This window comes from Paenibacillus sp. 19GGS1-52 (assembly GCF_022369515.1).
In the GTDB taxonomy this organism is placed as follows: domain Bacteria; phylum Bacillota; class Bacilli; order Paenibacillales; family Paenibacillaceae; genus Paenibacillus_AQ.
In genome coordinates this window covers 2,542,113-2,560,405 of record NZ_CP059724.1, presented here as the reverse complement: position 1 = coordinate 2,560,405, position 18,293 = coordinate 2,542,113, and the positions used below count along the sequence as shown (strand labels likewise).

Sequence of the window (18,293 nt, the reverse complement as noted above, 5' to 3'; positions counted from 1 at the left end):
GACATCCATGCATATTCAGTACCGAGATGTCTAGTATTCTGATCCCAAGGACTAATGTTCTGATGGTAGGGTCTTGCCTTCTGCCGAGGCATCCATTTTTTGACGGCCCATGAAAAAGGATGCCAACAGCGCCAGCGCTGCCGGAATGACCGCCCATGCAAAGGTATTGACGATGGAGGAGGAAAGCCCCTCTGTTATCTTAGCCAGGATATCCGGTGGAATTAAAGCTCTTGTCTCCGGTGACAGCAGGGAATGAGGATCTTTGAAATCCAGTGCTCCCCCTGCTGCTGCGCCACTTCCGCTTCCCGAGAACTGTTTGGCAAGCGATGCCGCGAAATAATGGCTTTGAATAATTCCAAACGAAGTAATTCCGATCGTCATCCCCATCGATCGGAGGAAATTCAGCGTTGCACTTGCCGAGCCGCGCTGCTGTGCAGTTAAGCCATGAATGGCGGCAGTGCTAAGCACCGAGAATGAAGCTCCGACTCCTAGTCCGATTAAGATCATGTATGAGGTTACCAGCAGACGCGAAGCATCCGGGGTGAGCGTAGCTACTAGTGCAGTTCCTAATACCAGCAAGGCAAGCGTAGGAATCATCAAGCTGCGGTAACTAATCTTCGCCATCAGGAAACCACCAGTGGAAGCCGTAATTACCGACCCAACCATCATTGGCAGCAGTACCAGCCCCGAGTTGGTAGCCGTGCCTCCCAATACGCCCTGAATAAAGATCGGGATGTATACAGAAGCCGCGATAAAGGCCGCCCCACTAAATAACGCGCAAAGAATGCTGAAGGCATATAGTCTTTCTTTGAACAAGGCAAACGAAATAATAGGCTCTTTGACTTTTGTCTCCACATAAAGGAACAGAAGCGCGAGGACAACAAAGGCTGCAAATAGGCCGAGTATCATTGAGGAATCCCAAGCATACTGCTTCCCGCCAAGCTCCAGCGCGAACATTAGCGAGATTACGGCTCCCAGCAGCGAACCGGCACCGAGCCAATCTATTGGCTGCTTGGAATGCTCCACAGATTCCTTATAGAAGAACACTACCATCGCAAAGGCCACTACTCCCAGCGGCAGGTTAATATAGAACACCCACTGCCAAGCAATATGATCTGTGATATAAGCTCCGAGCAGCGGACCAAAAATACTCGACAAACCGAATACCGCACCGAAGGCTCCGCCCAGCTTGCCGCGTGCCTCCAGAGGTACAGCATCATACATAATGGCAAAAGCAATAGGTACCAACGCTCCGCCACCGATTCCCTGAAGCGCCCGATAGGCAGCCAGCTGAGTAATCGTATCTGCCGTTCCACAGAGTGCCGAACCCGCCATAAACACAACGATTCCGAATACGAAAAATCTTTTGCGGCCATACATATCCGAAAGCTTCCCGAATATCGGCATACCCGCCATCTCGGCCACGAGATAAGCGGAAGTAACCCAGACGAACTTATCCATGCCGCCAAGCTCCCCAACAATGTTCCCCATTGCGGTGGCCACAATCGTACTATCCATGGAGGCCATTAGTATGCCCAGCAGCAGACCTGCAATAACGATGCCCAAGTTGGGCGATTTAGCTGAACTCAAGTACTCCACTCCTTTTTTTTGAAATCCTCTATTCATCTATAATTACAGCTTCACTTGATGCCTCACCGTTGCAAGCTTATGAAGCTCCAGCGTACTGCGATATTCCACGGTATTAATCTCACAATCCGCGCCGATGATCAGATGGTCACCTCTTACAACATCAGCCAACGTATAGTTCAGATCCACCCTATCTCCTTCAATCAGTCCGGCTGTGAAGAAGGCCTTAGGATTCGACTTCACTAGATTCAACAGCAAGCCTGCTTTGCTTCGTTTAATCGTAATGGTACTGCCCCCGACTTCCTTGGCCGCACAGGGTCCAAACAGATTGACCTCCAACTGCTCCGCATTCAGCAGCCCTGCCACGTTGATAGCGCCTGAAATTCGCAGCTCCTCAGCTTCACAGTCACCCTGTACTTCCAGATTTCCATTAAAATTGAGCTGGTCGATCCTTGTAGACGACGCTTTAATCTCGCCTTGTCCACGCAAGGAGTGCCCTTCAAGGTTACCCTCTACTGCCAATTCACCGGTAATCTTCATCTTATCCATTCTTAGACTACCAGCCACCACTGTCTCTCCAGTTAGACTCAGACTCAGACAATCCACGTCACCGGTAAATCGACATTCACCCGTCACTTTCACATCACCGAAATAACCGCCCGCTGAAGTTGTTGTGCCCAATATTTTCAGAGGATTCCTAGCTGCTGCTTCAATCACCTATCTTCTCCTCCTTCCCTACTCTTGCTCCGTGATGTATGGTCAGCTGTGAACGATATTCTACGCGCCCGATGGAGCAGCCTTGGCCAATAATTACAACATTACCTCTGACGATATCTGCAGTTGTGCTTTCCAGATCAATATAATCTCCTTCAATCATCCGGGCACTCAGCTCTGATCTGAACTTGGGGATGATTCCACTCCACAGCTTGCTCCAGGCGCCTTTATTCGCTTGCCGGATGATAAGGCTCTCTACTCCAATCTCATTCGCCTTACCCTGTCCGTGCAGCTCGAAATTCATATGACCTGCACTCAGTAAACCGCCAACCGTAAAGCCCCCTTCTCCGGCAAAATCCTCAATCTCACAGTTGCCCTTTACACTCATCAATCCATTTAAAGTGCAGCTTTCACCACGCATGCCTTCCCTGATACTCAGCATACCGTCAACCTTCATTTCACCAACCTGCAGATAGCCCTTAATATTCATCGTACCGTTGCATTCCATTTGCCCTGCTGTTAGATCACTTCTCAGACGAATATGTCCGTTCCCTCTAAAAATTCGGGCCACAAGCGGCCCGATCACCTTACCTACACCATCGATTCTAACACTATCGTAGCTGCCCCCGGCTCCATCACTGACTCCGTTTATAATTAAATCAGGAAGCTGAACTTGTTCCATAATCCTTCCCTCCCCATTATATTTTAAATAAGCTTGTAAGTAAGCATGCCTTTTAACTGTTCCCTCAAGTCACCCAGCGCGAGTCTACTGATTAACCGAACACCCTCATCAAAGATCAATTCAGCCGGTGCAAGGGCCAGAATAAAGGAGGTAACTCCCATTTTCCGGACAAAAAAGAGCTCCCAGCCCTTCCCCTCAAATCTTGCCGTCTTCTCACTCAGGGTGCGAAAGAGCAGCTCCGCTTCGGCTAAATTTAGGTCCCCTGTACTTAGCAGACGATCAACGGCAACTAAATGAATGATCTGATCGTAAGTATATTCTTGCTCTGAGGTCTGCCCCCCGCCAAACTTATTCATAGTTGTTAACGAAACAATGTTGCGTTTAATCAGTTCTGTTGCAGCTATTGTCACTCTGTCATAGGCTGAACTGTCCGACAACCGATTTGCCAGCTCATCTAATGAGAGATCATCTTTCATATTCACAATGTTGTGAATGCGGGCCAGAATCATTTCTTTAGGAAAAAAGGTTTCTTGACCGGTAAACGTAGCTTTGCGGATGAACCATTCCTCCGGGATCAGCTGTTTCCGCTTCCAGCGGTACAATTGTCCATACGAAATTCCTGTTATATCGAGCAGCTCCTTCTTCGAGATCAAATCATCTTCCATACTGATCACTCCTTGTAATCATCGTAACATAACACTGTTACGTTGTAAATGTGGAGGAGGATAGTATTCTTTGACCCTGTTGCACCACTCCACTTCCGATTCTAACCTATTAAAAAAGAGCGGACCTCCGTCCACAGGACGATTTTCCACTCTTTTGCGCTAACTATTCTGTTTGCTGTTCTGCTTACTGTACGTACGTATAATGCGGTGAATCATACTGCGGTCCCGATTTCTCGTAGGTGAACCAGTATTCTATGCTGCTGCCAGTGCTAAGGGCACTGACCGTTTGCCGCCAGGTTCCCGAAGTATTGGTCATACGATAATTCAGCTGCGCACCGCCGTTTACCTTGTAATGAACATCCACATATAGGGCAGCTGTGACCGGTGTGATATAAATGCTGGCCTCAGCCGAAGACAGTTTCGTTACTCCAGCCGTAAAGTCGGAAGTAACATGATCTCCACTTCCTCCGCTGGAAGCATTGGTTGTAACCGTTATGGCAGTGCTTGCTGCCGACAGATTGCCTGCTGCATCTGCAGCCTTCACGGTAATGTTGCTGCCGTCAGTCCGCTCACCGTAGCTGTTGTTCCTGTAACGGAAGCTGCTGAAGAAGCACCTTTATACACAGTGTAGCCGGTAACACCGGTATTGTCCGTGGAGGGCGACCAGCTCAAGCTGACAGCTGTATCCGTCTTGCTTGTTACCGCAAGACCTGCAGGTGCGCTTGGGGCTATCGTATCCCCTGGAGTACTGCCGCCGGTCAAATATTGTCCGGTGAATGGATTAAACCGGTGTAGTGATAGAATCAGCCAGCCGGTGCTGGACACGCAATTTTGCTGAGCCATTACCCAATAGCTGTTGCTGGTCCCTTTCAGCGAGTACGGAATACCGCCAAGTGATGCTCCGCTCGTGCCCTGCTTTTTAATAATCTCAGTATTGATTGCATCCGCTTTGGTAACATTACCCTGCATATAGTAGGCGAGCGACATAAAAGCCGTTCCCTCCAGCCACACATCTGCACCCGTACTGCCAATCTGGTTGCCGTTGTCGTCATAAGCTGGAAGGACTTCATCCGTCCAATCGAAGTCATATCCGCTCAGTGTATTTCCGGCATCATTATACGTCAGGGTCTGCTTGTAACGCGGGTTCGCCAGTGTACCAGGGCTTCCGGCTGCATTTTCGACATAAGCCAGACTTGCTCCGTAATTATGAGTTCCGGTCAAGCCCAGGGCCAATACTCCCCAAGGATTCACATCAAGTGGAATTTTGGGATCAATAATATTGGTATCATTCTTCCACCCCCCCTTGAAGCGTTTGGCTGTATCATCCCATACATAATTATCAAGGAAGCTTTTGACTCCTGTAGCAGCACTATTGTAAGCAGCAGCCTTAGTGGAATCTACGGAAGCATAATATTGCAGTACGCGGTAAATGTCGATATTTTGCTCTGTGGAGCTCCATGGCTCATCCGAGTTACTCCATGCGCTCCAGCCTCCGGCGATGCCACCGTTTGCCTTCTTGTACTGCAGACTCCAATCCAGCGCCTTCAATGCCATCGGACGGTATCTTGTATCATTATATTGCTTCTCATAAGCCATGGCGGCCATCGCCATCCAGGCCACCGGCCCGACATGCTCACGAATTTCTTCACCATAGCCGTTGTTATACCAATATGAATTCAACCAGTACCCTGATGGGTCCTGAATGTCCCGCATTTTGTTCAAGACTTTCTCAGCACGGGTCCGTTCTCCTTTAACAATAAAAGCCATGGCTGCGACTGCTTGGTCATAGGTGTAGACAATCTGCTTGGGATTGTTCACACTCCAGAAATCCTCAAAACTGTCTACCAATCCATCAAAAGCATAACCGGCGGTCGCATCCTGCTGGGCTTCCAGCCAGGTCAATGCACGATTAGAGGCATCGCTTGCCGCGTCTGCATTCGCAATTCCTGAGACGGGCAAAGCCACCCCCAACACTAGCAGAATAGACATTAAGATCTGAAATAGCTTCCTTTTCATACCCTTTCCTCCTCATAAAATGATGGACGTTTGAGATGAGCTTCCAGCTTAGATCTCTTAACTAAAGCGTTTTCAAACCGCATCAGTTAGGCTTTTTCTACCTTTTACCATGGTAAGTACCCTCATTTTCAGCCTTTCAGATTCCGTCGTCAATCCATTTTTAACAAAATTAAACTAAATAAGTCGAAATACCCATTTTTCAATTACAGAAACTCAACGAAAGACCTTATGTATTGTTATTAATTCAGCATCACGCAAGGTTATCGATGAAGCTAGAAGACCCTTGGCAATCCGGTACCCATTATGTAGCCCTCCTACACCATTCTATGATTGGGGAGAAATTCATCTTAAATAGCCTATACAATAAGAATTCAATAAAAAAAGACCTTCTCAGGTCTCCTTTTATTAAATTCTATGAACCTACAATTCCTTTTGCTTTGGCTTCCCGCAGCCATTTCGGATATTCGTCGAATAACCGGTCATACAAGTCCTCATCGCTGACTTGATCGAGATCATCCAGCGCAAAGAAATCCGCGTTATCCAGATAACGTCCCTGGAGATCATCCAGTTCTCGCAAGACACCGTAATCCGCGTTGCCGAGTCCAACAAATTGCCAGAATATATTTGCTTTAGAGCTTTTGATCAGCAGCTTGGAGATCTTAGGCGTTTCATAGATGCCACCATCACTGAAGAAGACAATATACGTAGGCAGGCTGCTTGGAGCTTCCTTCGTATATTTTTTGATCACGTCCTCCATCACTACAGGTTCATTGTTTCCGATTCCCAGCCCACCGAACATACGCGGCGCCGGATAGGTTCGTTTCACGTAGTCCTCATACCCATGCTCGTCCACACTTGCCATCCGCTTGGCTTTAGTAGCGAAGAACCAGACATCCAGCAATCCGTCATCATCCATACTCGCGGCTACTGCCAGCACACGTTCGAATGCACGCTGCACCACACCATTCTGGTAGAGTGATGTCATAGAGCCTGAAGCATCAAATACTACTGCCACCCGTGCCTTCTCCTGCTCAATATTTTTCTTGCGCAGTGAAATGCCTACCTTTTGTTTGAGCAGATCAATTTTAGTTAAATTTAGCTTTACAGGAGCAATCTCTGGAACTGGCACACTAGGTGATTCCTGCACTGCCTCCTTCGTTGCGGCAACCTCCGCCTCTTCTTCTCCCTCGACTTCGACCCCATGAGCTTCCGCGAGCGGTTTTAGACCGCCATGAAAACCTCTGCCAACTGCTCTCAGCTTAAAGCCTGTGCCATGACGGTAAAGCTCGGCCAGTACAAGCGAGGTTTCCGCATTGCCGTCTGTAATCTCATATACAATCTCAGAGTTTGCTGTGATCGCGCGAATTCGACAACCGCTGACCTCGGCGAAGGTGCCAGGTCCATCCAAAGTAATAGCGAACACACATTTATCAATCGAAGATGATTGCAAGGCTTCCAGATTTATAACAAACTCGCCGCTATACTTGTCCCCGGATACAAATTCCACGATTCGTTTAGGGTCAGCAGGCTGATTGTAAAAAATAAAAAAATCGTCCGAAGCCACCTTCCCATCTGTTCCCACCATAAAACAACTGAGATCCAGCACTGCCGGGGAACTGTCGCAAGAGATCATAATCCTCACGGTGGGGGATATCTCATCCAGCTTGGTATTGGAGCCGCTGATCAGATTGACTGTAGTAAGATCCATACGCTCACTCTCCTTCTCTCAATAAAAAAGAGCAGACACTCCTGATATACGGATTCGTCTGCTCCTGTTTATTTACTTATATGCAGGGTAGGTTGTACAACCTTACTCAGCTTCTTTATCGCCAGCTTCAACTGCCGCTGGTTCGGCGACGACATCATCCTCAGTAGGCTCTTCAAGCGCCTGTGGAGGGGCAATCCGAACAATTAGTGCATCCTCTGGAGTCAATACTTCCCAGCCTTCATGCACAGGAAGATCAGAAACCAGCAATTGATCACCAATATCGAGTCCGCTAATATCTACGTCAAAGCTTGCCTTCAGGTCATCCGGCAAGGTACGAATGTCCAGCTCATAGAGCTCAACCTGCTGTACCCCACCACTCTTCACACCCACCGGATCTCCGCTAAAGTGAAAGGCTACCTTGGTATCCAGTACCACCTTCATATCAATCTGCTGGAAGTCCACATGCAGCAGATTGCGTGACATCGGCTGGCGTTGTACTTCCTGAATCACTACATTCTTGGAACCGGAGTTTGGCAGTTCAACCTTTAGAATAGCCCGCGGGTTCTTCCCAAGTATTTCATTAATAGTCTTCGCATCCGCTGTAAAGGACTGTGTATCTGAACCTGCACCGTAGATGACGACCGGTACAAAACCTTTGCTCCGTTGTGAAGTAGTCGAGCCGGATCTTTCTGTCAAACGTACTGTTGTGTTCATGACAATTCCTCCTTCGAAATTAAAAAACAAACCGATTAGATATGTATGTCTAATCAGTCTCTTATTACCCATATTTGCATGCAATGAAAACAGTATAGCACTGCCAATTTAACAAGTCAAAATAGGCTTATTTTCAATAATTATACATTTAATGGCCAAATATCTATTGATCAATAACTCAAAATACCATAGCTTATTCTCGCTTTTTGCAGGACAGGGTAGTAAAATAAAGGCAATCATACAATCGGGAGTGAAGAACATGGTACAGATTGAACAGGGAGCAGGACGGTTTTATGTTGCTGGTGACGGTAAGGACCTTGCCGAGATTGTATACAGATTAGATGAGGCCTCCGGGGATCTGGTCATTGACCATACTTATGTCTCTGAGGATCTGCGCGGTCAAGGTGCTGGTGAAGAGCTTGTGCGGGCCGTTGTCGATAAAGCCCGCGAAGAGAAATTATTAATCGTACCTGTATGCTCCTATGCGGCGCATCAATTCAAGAAGCATCCGGAATATGAGGACGTACTCAGCGGAGACGAAAGCCGGCATTCATAATGGCCGGCACCCGTTTCCCTGAGGATTATAAAGGAGGAAATGGGTTTGAGTACAATTGACACCTTAAAAGATATAGAGGAATTACAGCAACGCTGTGAGCAATACGATGGAATATCACTAAAATTAAATTGGGATATGCTGCGCCTACCGCCGACTGCAGGCGGTGCTGAATGGATAGTGACCTACGAGGATGAGCAGCTAGTCGGCTTCATGGGTCTGTATGGCTTCGGCAGCGAGATGGAGATCTGTGGCATGGTTCGTCCAGGATACCGCCGTCGGGGCATCTTCACCTCGTTATGGATTGGTGCACAAACTGTCATCAAGCGAAATAATGTTGCTACGCTTCTACTCAATGCACCTGCCTCATCTGCTTCGGCTACAGCGTACCTGAAGAAACTCCCGCTCTCCTTCGATCATTCGGAATACCAGATGAAATGGGATGGAACCTCGGCGCAATTTGCGTCGTTGGAGGCCAGCTCAGCCCCAGTAGTACTGCGCCCTGCTCGTGAGGACGAAGCTCCGATTCTCGTTGAACTGGATTGCGGAGGCTTCGATATGACCCAAGAGGAAGCCTCTGAGGTCTATGAACAGCAGAAAATCGATACGATGCAAGAGCATATTATCATCGAAATGGACGGATTACCTGCCGGTAAAATGCGGCTGTGGACTGAGGATAATGAAACCTGGATTTATGGATTCACTGTGGATAAGAAGCTGCGCGGACTCGGTATCGGCCGCAGCGCGCTTTTGCAGACGATTGAGCGGGAACGCCGGAATTATAACGGAATTAATCTGGAGGTTGCTCTTGATAACCCTAATGCGTTAAAGCTCTATGAGAGCTGTGGTTTTATCATTCTGAACAAGCAGGACTATTTCCGTTACAACGGCTAAGCTGCTAATAACATTCCAAACAAAGCACCCTTTCCGCTGGCGTAACTGCCAACGAAAAGGGTGCTTTGTTATACCCCAAACCTAGAGTTCAATTACATTAATCCATATCCACCGTAGGAATCTTCACCTTTCTCATGTCTGCGGTCACCGTATTTCAGAGCGCGATCCGTCATCTCTCCCTGCTCCAGAAACACAGATAACAATTGTACGTAGTCCATGGATTCCGCTAATGGGAACGAGTTGCCATCGAAAGTGAATTTGCCTCCGTCCAGCAGCGAATAAATCTCCACAGACTCGGGTGGCTCGCCGTAGGCTTGATGGCAAAAAACGTTAGCCATATGCAGATATCCAGTAATAACCTCTTCATTTCCACTAACCATAAACTTCTGTATATTCAAGCTTCGGCCATCTATAGCGGATTTCCAGGCAAGCTGAAAAATCATCGATAACTCGATGCTTAAGTTGGGAACAGGAACATGCCACTGCTCATACAGCATTACTGGATGATCCTGCAAATGATTACTGGAGACTATACGCATAAGCTCATCGGCTATTCCTGTTTTGATCTCCCAGTATTGCAGCAATGAGGGAAAAGCATCTCCTTTGGGCGGCCAGCGGCGCTCCAGTAGAAATTGTATCGGCGTTTCTCTCCGCACTTCAGGCAGCAAACTATAGAAATCGTTAAGCGTGTGACCAATCGCGTACTGAACCTGCTGCCGCCAGCGCGCTAGTCCCGTCGCTTCACTTACAGTGATAGGTTTTTCCACTCCTCCGAGCATGATGTGCTCCATCCGGTAATCATGCAGCCGATTATACTGAACCGTATTCGCTCCTAATCTTCTTGCTGCACAATTACCGACCGGCCCGCCCACCCCTAAGAAACCGCCGCGCAGGCTTCAATGAATTGACGGCCAAATTGGCGGCAGGTTTCTTTTTCTGGAGCGCTCGGTCCGTATTCAATCTTCAAGCTCTCTTGGAGAATCGTCGCTCCGCGTTCCTTTAATTTCTCTTCAATCAAATTCACGGCCCCACAATAAATCTCATATCCAGTGTCGCCACTCCCGAAAGCCGCTGCCTTATGGGTACTTAAGTCGAGTTCATCCATCTCCTCATAGAAATCAAGGAACTCATCCGGCAACTCGCCGTCACCCCAAGTGTAAGCGCCCAAAAGGACACTTTCATACGATTTTATCTCATCTGCATTGCAGTCGGTGACCGATTTCAAGACAGCTTCTCCGCCTGCCTGACGTATACCTTCTGCAATCAGCTCAGCAATTTCTTCAGTGTTGCCAGTCAAGCTGGCGTACGCTACTAAAACTTTCGCCATAAACCTGTTCCTCCCTAAACTAAACAATAAAATTTAAACCAGCTTTTGCTAATTCCATTCTATTTGATAATGATTATCATTGTCAATATTTTAAATGAAAAACGCAACCAGTCCCGACCTCAGCCGCTTCTGCTTGCGTATTTCAATTATAAGCGAGTCTGAACACGCTGGTTTAATAGGCTCCTTGCAGCAAAGTGATGCCGTTGCCGTCCAGATCACGGAAGTTCATTTCCTTACCGCCATATTCCATAGTCGCTGGAGGCTCACATTGGAGTCCTCTTGCTCGAAGCTCCACATACGTCTCATCCAGATCGCTGCAAGAGAATACCAAATTCACAACCCCAGTCGTGTGCTTGCCCCATTTGTTCTCGTCCCAAATAATAATACCGGGCTGCCCGCGGTCAAAGCCGATCTTCGCACCATCATAATTGCCAAAGCCTTCAAATGGAATAGGGATTCCCAGCACCTCTGAATAAAATGCTGCCAACGCCGCAGTATCTTTAGTGTAAATGTTAAGGCCTTCAAATGAAGAAATCATCGTTTGTCCCCTCTCCTTCTGATCATAATAACAACTCACTGTTCAGCTGTAGCGAACTCTGCATATCCCCAGTTTAACTGCAACTGCATCCTCTGTATTGCAAAAAAACGACATCTACCGTTTTCTTGCATATCGCAATGCTTCCAAGGGTGTTCTTCCGGCATATTTTTTGAAATTATTATTAAAATGTGACTGGTGACTATAACGATAAGCATAAACAATGTCCAGCATGCTCTTGCTCTGCGGCGACGGCTGGTACAGCTCCTGCCATACATTTTGAAAACGCACAAGATCAGCCGTTTGTTTGGGAGTCACACCTATATATTCGCGAAATAGCCGTTCCAGCTGACGACTGCTTAGACCAGAGCTAACCTGCAGTTCATCAGAGCCCACTAAACCTTTGCTGTTGATAATCGCATGGACAGCATTCATCATACTGTCACTTGTACGGTGAGTTCCCTCTAAACGGCGTAGTAAATAAGCTTCTGCTGCAGTAATCCGTTCAGTAATCGAGCTTGTCTCGGCCAGAAGTAGCCCTAAATCTCTGTGAAATGTACTGAAATATTGCTCCACATCTGCATGAGCATTCAGAACATCTCTAAGATGGTCATCCGCAAAATAATGCACAGCCCAAAAATGAAAACGAATGCCAAAATGGGATGACTCATTCTCAGCCTCATACGGTATTTCAAAAGGAGTATCATTGATGCCGGAGAAAAATGTGCTTGCACAGCCGGTGGATTTATCCATCTCCCAAATAATATCCATACATGTATCGGGTATAATAATTTCCCGGCTCTTATGCATATTGGATACTTCAGTATTCTGCGATTCTAAACCAGAACCCCAAAAGCAGCGGATATAAGGTTGGAGAGCCTTACAGGGCAAATATTCATTGGTCTTTGACGGATTCGCAGTTATAGGGTGGTATAGCTGTGCGAGATTGAACATAGGCACCCTTTCTACGCGCTTGGTTAGTGTTTAACTTTATCTTTTAACAAAACATCTTCGGAGTACTCCTTACTATTGGCGTTAATAGTGTATGTAATCTTCATATGTAGGACAGATTTATTGGTGAGATGGATTCCACTGAATACCGCACCATTATCGATTGAGTTTAGATCGCTCCTGTAGAAGGGTTCCCCCATCACTATGTCGAACAACCGCATTCCAGAAATTCGTCCATCGATAATTACATTGTCCACTGAGGTTGGATATCAAAATGATACTCTACCGGCTTGCGATGCAGTTTTATTTGATCATACACAATCGTTGCCATAAGTACCAGAATTACCACTGTGACCAGTCCTCTTCCGATTAACTTTTGTTTTACCATGTTTTTTCCCATCACCATAATTTCATTTGGGATTATTATACAGATGGGGTTCAACAGATAAAATGAGAATAGTCGCAGCTTTGAACCATTTTGTTTGTAGCAGCTAGTCGAAATGTTGTACAATTAAGGCTAAATGAATTTTTGAAGGATGGATTAAATTATGTATATAGCAAGCGATTGGAAAGACTATGAAGTTATTGATACCGGTGGCGGAGAAAAGCTGGAGCGCTGGGGCGATATTATCCTGCGCCGTCCTGATCCGCAGATTATTTGGCCGCTCGCGCATGAAACAGCTAAATGGCGTGACGTGCATGGACATTATCACCGCAGCGCAGCAGGCGGCGGAGAATGGGATATGAAGAAGGCCATTCCTGAAGATTGGAAAATCAGCTACGGCAAGTTGAAATTCCACCTTCGTCCTACGAACTTCAAACATACAGGATTGTTTCCTGAGCAAGCGACCAACTGGAGTTGGATGATGGACAAGATCTCAGCAGCAAATCGGCCGATCCAGGTTCTGAATCTATTCGCCTATACCGGTGGTGCTACTGTAGCTGCAGCAAGCGTTGGCGCTTCTGTAGTTCACGTTGATGCTGCAAAAGGTATGGTTCAGTGGGCTAAAGAAAATGTGCAGCTGTCAGGTCTTACAGAACGTCCAGTCCGCTTCATCACTGACGATGTTTTCAAATTCGTACAGCGTGAGCAACGCCGTGGAAGCAAATACGATGCGATTATCATGGACCCGCCTTCCTACGGAAGAGGTCCGAATGGTGAAATGTGGAAGCTGGAGACGAATCTCTATCCCTTCCTCGAAAGCTGTATGGAGATTATGAGCGACAAACCTTTGTTCATGCTCATTAATTCCTACACAACCGGCATCTCACCAACCGTACTGCGAAATATGCTCTCGATGACCATGGGTAAACGTTACGGGGGCAAACTAAACTCCGGTGAGATCGGTCTGCCGATCACATCCTCCGGCTTGAATCTGCCATGTGGTATTCTGGGCCGCTGGGAGGCGTAAGCTTGTGACACAGCACATAACAGGCAGAGCAAATGATATAGGAGATGGTTCATCCGCCTTTGAAGTGTTGTATGAAGATAACCATCTGCTGGGCATTGTGAAGCCGGTAAATATACCTGTGCAGGAGGATGCCTCAGGAGATATGGATCTCCTGAACCTGCTTAAAGAAGATGTAAAATTGCGGTTTAACAAGCCTGGAAATGTATTCATGGGCCTGGTCCACCGTCTGGATCGACCTGTAGGAGGCGCTATGGTCTTCGCCAAGACGTCCAAAGCGGCTTCGCGACTGTCAGAGAGCGTCCGAACACATAGCTTCCACAAGGTATACCTAACCGTTGTGCACGGGAAGCCGTCTTCTGCACAAGGCCGCCTTATAGATACGTTGCTTAAAGATGCTGCTAATAATACTGTCACGGTCGTCCGGAAGGGAACTCCTGGCGGCAAAGAAGCCATTCTGGATTATACGGTTCTTGGTACCTCAGAAGGCTTCAGTCTGCTGAAGATCGACCTACTTACCGGCCGCTCCCACCAGATTCGTGTGCAGCTTAGCTCCATCGGCTGCCCTCTTTATGGGGATCAGAAATACGGCGCCTCGGTGAACCGCCCCGGACAGCAAATTGCACTCTGGTCTGCCTTGGTTGGTTTCCCCCACCCTGTCAGCAAAGAACAAATAGAACTAATCTCGTTGCCTCCACAGAATTATCCGTGGAATTTATGGCCGCAGGATATACAAAAGCAGGCCGTCCGTTAAGGACGCCTGCTTTTTTTCTATTTTCTTAAGGGCTGATCATCCCATACTTGTACTTCTATATACCGCTCTGGTCCCTTTTCACCTTTGGCATTCCAATTTTGCGGCAAACCAAACTGTCCTATGACTTGTAATATTTCATTCGCCGTATAGAGCTGGTTGCGATAGGGCTTTCCGTCAAAATATCTCATGGTAGGAAACAAATCTCCGTATGTAAAACTAATTGTATCAGGTTCAAACTCCGTGATTGCAATCTGCAGTACTTTCCCACTCGGATACCATTCCAAAAGCCAGGGACACTCCCCGAGAGTCATGTAATGAGGATGCTTTCGAATCGGCTTGCCACCTTTGAGAATAAATAATTCCCTAGCCTTCAATTCAAGACCTCGGCGAATTTCAAGATAGTCCATGGAGCGCTTGCTGGCAAAGCCTTTATTCTGGAGTCGAATACTCTTAAGAACATTCTCCGCCTCTGCTGGTGGGAGGTCAGATAAATTTTGAAAGGGACCTGTAGATTCATCGTAGTAATGATATAGGAATTCAGTCATTCTAGGGGGTTGAACCCTCTGGTGTCGGAGTCACAACCATCTTCCCCATTAGATAAAGCAGCAACTGCTGATTGTGTGAAGAAATAGGATCTAGTGCTTCAGCAAAAAAATCACTGCGAATCTTAAGTCCACGTGCCGTTTCCCGCTTCCCTGTTTCCGTAATGCTTACCCACACGATTCTACGGTCTGCTGCATCCCGCTCGCGAATAATAAGCTCGTGCTTCTCCATTCGATCAAGCAGCATCGTAACTGCCGCCGGACTGGTAGCCAGATGTGGAGCCAGATCAGAAGGTTTCATTGCGTCACGTTCCTGAAGTAATTCCAGTACGGTGAGTTGGGCATCTGTCAGCGTCGGGGCAAGCTTGCTATCCATATGTAGCTTATAGTCCTTCAAAATCTTATGCCAAATTTTACTGAATTCAGAGGAGTGCACACTTATTCCTTCCTTTCCTTACGGTTCTTTAAGGTATATCTACATTTTCGCGAAAAAAATTCCATTTCCTGCAAAAGGAAAAAATAAAATAAAAAGGCGTCTTTAGTCAGCTCTCCGAGGAAAGTGACCAAGACGCCTATCCTTCATCTTTATTTAATAGTTGGTAAAATAGTGATAATCTCATCCTTCTTCTCTACAGGAACAATCTGCTTGCCTATAGATTTGCGTTCTCCAAGCGGTGCAGACTCGGATGAGAAGGTATGGCTGAGCCCATCATGCGTAACAGCTGTCAGCTCCAGCGGTTCTCGGCAATAATATGCGCCTACCAGCTTACTTCCGTTAGGCCGAACCCGCTTGCCCTCCTTAAACTCGAAGGTGGGCAATCCTTTGCCGCCACGGCTCTGAGGCAAATAATCCAGAAGTAACGTACGTTTAGCAAAACCAAGATCGGAGATGGACAGAATCTCACCTTCATCTTCGCTTACCCAGAAGGAGGAAATAATCTCATCACCTTCGCGCAATTGAATTCCCCTCACTCCACTAGCAACTCGGCCCATCGCATTCACTTCACTCTCATGGAACCTGATGCTCATGCCTTCACGGGTAACGAGTACAATATCCTTGTCTCCGCTGCTGGAAACCACCGTAAGGATCTCATCCCCTTCAGCCACTTTACAGGCTGCGACAGCCCCTGAACGGCTGGTGGAATATTCCTTAAGCTCTGTACGCTTCACCTGACCCTTACGGGTGACGAATACCAGACTTGCTTGTGGATCATCCAGATTGCTTATTGGAAGCACACTTATGATGCTATCCCCTTTGGCTAAGCCAATGACGTTAACTACCGCCGTACCAGGTTCTTTCCACTTAAACTCTGGAATCTGATGCACTGGGAGCAGGAAATACTGGCCTTTACGCGTGAATACCAGCAAGCTGTCCCGTGTATTCAGATCCAGCAGTTTGATGATATGGTCACCTTCCTTAACACCCGAGGCGTGGCGCTCGCCGCCAGATCGGGTGAACGAAGGCATGCCGGTCCGTTTAATATAACCGTTCGCCGAAAAGGCAACCAGCACTTCCTCTGCATTGACCAGTACTTCAAGACTCACTTTAAGCTCTTCCACTTCACCTTGGATAAGGGAGCGACGATCAATCCCGTATTTGTCACGGATCTCCAGCAATTCCTTACGAATGACAGCAACCAACTTTTTGTCGCTATCTAATATCCCTTGCAGTAAAGCGATCTTTGCCTGCATTTCGTCCAGTTCTTTCTGGAGTGAATGAATCTCCAGATTAGTCAGCCGATATAGTTGCAAGGTGAGAATGGAATCGGCTTGGCGTTCGCTGAAGCCGAACATCCAGACGAGATTGTTCTGCGCATCCAGACGGTTCTTCGAGGCTTTAATAGCCGCGATAACCTCATCCAGAATATTCAATGCCTTTACCAGGCCCTCCAAGACGTGAGCACGGTCTGCTGCGCGTTCTAGATCGAACTGGGTACGATGAGTAACCACCTCGCGCTGATGGGCAATATAGGCTTCAAGAATGGACTTAAGACCCAACTGCTGAGGTGCTTTATTTACAATCGCTACCATATTGGAATTGTAGGTCACCTGAAGATCGGTTTTTTTGAGCAAATAGGCAAGAATTCCTTGGGCATCGGCTTCCTTTTTCAATTCCACCACAATCCGTAGGCCTTCCCGTCCGCTCTCGTCGCGAACTTCGGCAATGCCTTCAATCTTTTTCTCTAATCGAATCATTTCCATCGCTGTAACGAGCCGAGATTTCACAACCTGAAAAGGAACCTCAGTAATAACAATCTGCTGCTTACCACCACGTAAATTCTCAATCTCTGTCTTGGAGCGCAAGTAAATGCGGCCTTTACCCGTGCGGTAAGCATCCATGATGCCTTCTCCGCCCATAATTGTGCCGCCAGTTGGAAAATCGGGTCCTTTGATGAAGGTCATAATGTCTTCCAGCTCAATATCCGGCTTCTGCATCACGGCGATACAAGCATCAATGACCTCTCGCAGATTATGCGGAGGTATTTCCGTAGCAAAACCGGCTGAGATTCCGCTCGTCCCGTTTACCAGCAGATTCGGATAGCGCGATGGAACAACAACGGGTTCCTTCGTCGTATTGTCGAAATTGTCCTTGAACAGTACAGTCCGCTTCTCGATGTCACGCATCATCTCCATTGCAATCGGAGATAGACGCGCTTCCGTATACCGCATCGCTGCCGCTGGATCATCATCCATCGAACCCCAGTTGCCGTGCCCGTCAACCAGTACATGACCCAGTTTCCAAGGCTGTGCCATACGCACCATTCCATCATAAATGGAGGAATCTCCATGAGGATGGTAATTACCCATAACATCTCCGACTGTTTTGGCAGACTTACGGTACGGCTTGTCCGGACTATTGCCCGAATCGTACATCGCATACAGAATCCGGCGCTGCACAGGCTTCAGTCCATCGCGGACATCTGGAATGGCCCGATCCTGAATAATATATTTGGAGTACCGACCAAAGCGGTCACCCACGACCTCCTCCAGAAAAGCCGGCAAAAATTGTTCTGATAAACTACTCATTGGCTCACCTTCTGTTCCTCAAACTGTCCCAAGTTTGTTAACCATTGGCACTACTCAGGCGCTCCGTTGGCGGATCATTCTTCCGGTCGCTGTTGTTCCCAGATTTTCTGATTCAAGCCGCTGATCGCGGTTAAAATCCGGGAACAAAGGCGAACGCTAACGCTCCTCCAGAACGATTCCGCCCACTCCGCTTACGCTTGCTTATCACCAAAAAG

20 protein-coding genes are annotated in these 18,293 nt (G+C 47.5%); 4 read left to right on the top strand and 16 right to left on the bottom strand.

What is annotated here, in order from left to right:
• Positions 1-51: 51 nt before the first annotated feature.
• The 8 genes from H1230_RS12005 to H1230_RS11975 all read right to left on the bottom strand — a co-directional run bounded on the left by H1230_RS12005 (position 52) and on the right by H1230_RS11975 (position 8,086).
• A complete protein-coding gene (locus tag H1230_RS12005) occupies positions 52-1,527 on the bottom strand; it encodes an MDR family MFS transporter (protein WP_239717270.1) in 1,476 nt (491 codons plus the stop codon).
• Positions 1,528-1,632: 105 nt separating this feature from the next.
• Positions 1,633-2,304 (bottom strand): hypothetical protein, encoded by a 672-nt coding sequence (locus H1230_RS12000; RefSeq protein WP_239715685.1) that lies wholly within the window; start codon positions 2,302-2,304, stop codon positions 1,633-1,635.
• A complete protein-coding gene (locus H1230_RS11995) occupies positions 2,297-2,983 on the bottom strand; it encodes a hypothetical protein (protein ID WP_239715684.1) in 687 nt (228 codons plus the stop codon). The genes H1230_RS12000 and H1230_RS11995 overlap by 8 nt, the downstream gene beginning before the upstream one ends.
• A 23-nt stretch (positions 2,984-3,006) precedes the next feature.
• Positions 3,007-3,648 carry a YhbD family protein gene (locus H1230_RS11990; RefSeq protein ID WP_239715683.1) on the bottom strand — a complete coding sequence of 214 codons (642 nt, stop codon included), beginning with the start codon at positions 3,646-3,648 and terminating at the stop codon, positions 3,007-3,009.
• Positions 3,649-3,832: 184 nt separating this feature from the next.
• The gene (locus H1230_RS31605; protein ID WP_481857135.1) at positions 3,833-4,192 is read right to left on the bottom strand and encodes a hypothetical protein; all 360 of its coding nucleotides are present in this window, start codon (positions 4,190-4,192) and stop codon (positions 3,833-3,835) included.
• Positions 4,189-5,664 carry a fibronectin type III domain-containing protein gene (locus H1230_RS11985; protein ID WP_481857134.1) on the bottom strand — a complete coding sequence of 492 codons (1,476 nt, stop codon included), beginning with the start codon at positions 5,662-5,664 and terminating at the stop codon, positions 4,189-4,191. The genes H1230_RS31605 and H1230_RS11985 overlap by 4 nt, the downstream gene beginning before the upstream one ends.
• A gap of 412 nt (positions 5,665-6,076) precedes the next feature.
• The gene (locus H1230_RS11980; protein ID WP_239715682.1) at positions 6,077-7,372 is read right to left on the bottom strand and encodes a vWA domain-containing protein; all 1,296 of its coding nucleotides are present in this window, start codon (positions 7,370-7,372) and stop codon (positions 6,077-6,079) included.
• A gap of 102 nt (positions 7,373-7,474) precedes the next feature.
• Entirely contained in the window at positions 7,475-8,086 is a 612-nt protein-coding gene (locus H1230_RS11975; RefSeq protein WP_239715681.1) for a 50S ribosomal protein L25, read from the bottom strand.
• Between the two features lie 259 nt (positions 8,087-8,345).
• Between H1230_RS11975 and H1230_RS11970 the strand changes: the two genes are divergently transcribed.
• Together H1230_RS11970 and H1230_RS11965 are read left to right on the top strand one after the other, a co-directional pair.
• The gene (locus H1230_RS11970; protein ID WP_239715680.1) at positions 8,346-8,642 is read left to right on the top strand and encodes a GNAT family N-acetyltransferase; all 297 of its coding nucleotides are present in this window, start codon (positions 8,346-8,348) and stop codon (positions 8,640-8,642) included.
• A gap of 45 nt (positions 8,643-8,687) precedes the next feature.
• Positions 8,688-9,533, top strand: coding sequence for a GNAT family N-acetyltransferase (locus H1230_RS11965; protein ID WP_239715679.1), 846 nt, complete (start codon positions 8,688-8,690; stop codon positions 9,531-9,533).
• Positions 9,534-9,625: 92 nt separating this feature from the next.
• On the opposite strand, the gene H1230_RS11960 is transcribed toward H1230_RS11965, so the two are convergent.
• The 5 genes from H1230_RS11960 to H1230_RS11940 all read right to left on the bottom strand — a co-directional run bounded on the left by H1230_RS11960 (position 9,626) and on the right by H1230_RS11940 (position 12,734).
• On the bottom strand, positions 9,626-10,405 hold the full coding sequence (locus tag H1230_RS11960) for a hypothetical protein (protein ID WP_239715678.1): 780 nt from the start codon (positions 10,403-10,405) through the stop codon (positions 9,626-9,628).
• 2 nt (positions 10,406-10,407) lie between these two features.
• A complete protein-coding gene (locus tag H1230_RS11955; protein WP_239715677.1) occupies positions 10,408-10,860 on the bottom strand; it encodes a flavodoxin in 453 nt (150 codons plus the stop codon).
• 172 nt (positions 10,861-11,032) lie between these two features.
• Entirely contained in the window at positions 11,033-11,398 is a 366-nt protein-coding gene (locus H1230_RS11950; RefSeq protein WP_239715676.1) for a VOC family protein, read from the bottom strand.
• A 114-nt stretch (positions 11,399-11,512) separates the two neighbouring features.
• Entirely contained in the window at positions 11,513-12,349 is an 837-nt protein-coding gene (locus tag H1230_RS11945) for a helix-turn-helix domain-containing protein (protein ID WP_345773416.1), read from the bottom strand.
• A gap of 241 nt (positions 12,350-12,590) precedes the next feature.
• Positions 12,591-12,734 (bottom strand): hypothetical protein, encoded by a 144-nt coding sequence (locus tag H1230_RS11940; protein ID WP_239715674.1) that lies wholly within the window; start codon positions 12,732-12,734, stop codon positions 12,591-12,593.
• Between the two features lie 160 nt (positions 12,735-12,894).
• Here H1230_RS11940 and H1230_RS11935 point away from each other — a divergent pair, with 160 nt between their 5' ends.
• Both H1230_RS11935 and H1230_RS11930 read left to right on the top strand, forming a co-directional pair.
• A complete protein-coding gene (locus H1230_RS11935; RefSeq protein ID WP_239715673.1) occupies positions 12,895-13,758 on the top strand; it encodes a class I SAM-dependent methyltransferase in 864 nt (287 codons plus the stop codon).
• 4 nt (positions 13,759-13,762) lie between these two features.
• The gene (locus H1230_RS11930; RefSeq protein WP_239715672.1) at positions 13,763-14,509 is read left to right on the top strand and encodes an RluA family pseudouridine synthase; all 747 of its coding nucleotides are present in this window, start codon (positions 13,763-13,765) and stop codon (positions 14,507-14,509) included.
• Positions 14,510-14,526: 17 nt separating this feature from the next.
• On the opposite strand, the gene H1230_RS11925 is transcribed toward H1230_RS11930, so the two are convergent.
• From H1230_RS11925 to gyrA, 3 genes are all read right to left on the bottom strand, one after another.
• On the bottom strand, positions 14,527-15,054 hold the full coding sequence (locus H1230_RS11925; protein WP_239715671.1) for a hypothetical protein: 528 nt from the start codon (positions 15,052-15,054) through the stop codon (positions 14,527-14,529).
• 1 nt (position 15,055) lies between these two features.
• Positions 15,056-15,487 (bottom strand): MarR family winged helix-turn-helix transcriptional regulator, encoded by a 432-nt coding sequence (locus H1230_RS11920; protein ID WP_239715670.1) that lies wholly within the window; start codon positions 15,485-15,487, stop codon positions 15,056-15,058.
• Between the two features lie 149 nt (positions 15,488-15,636).
• On the bottom strand, positions 15,637-18,078 hold the full coding sequence (gyrA, locus tag H1230_RS11915) for a DNA gyrase subunit A (protein ID WP_239715669.1): 2,442 nt from the start codon (positions 18,076-18,078) through the stop codon (positions 15,637-15,639).
• Between the last annotated feature and the right edge of the window lie 215 nt (positions 18,079-18,293).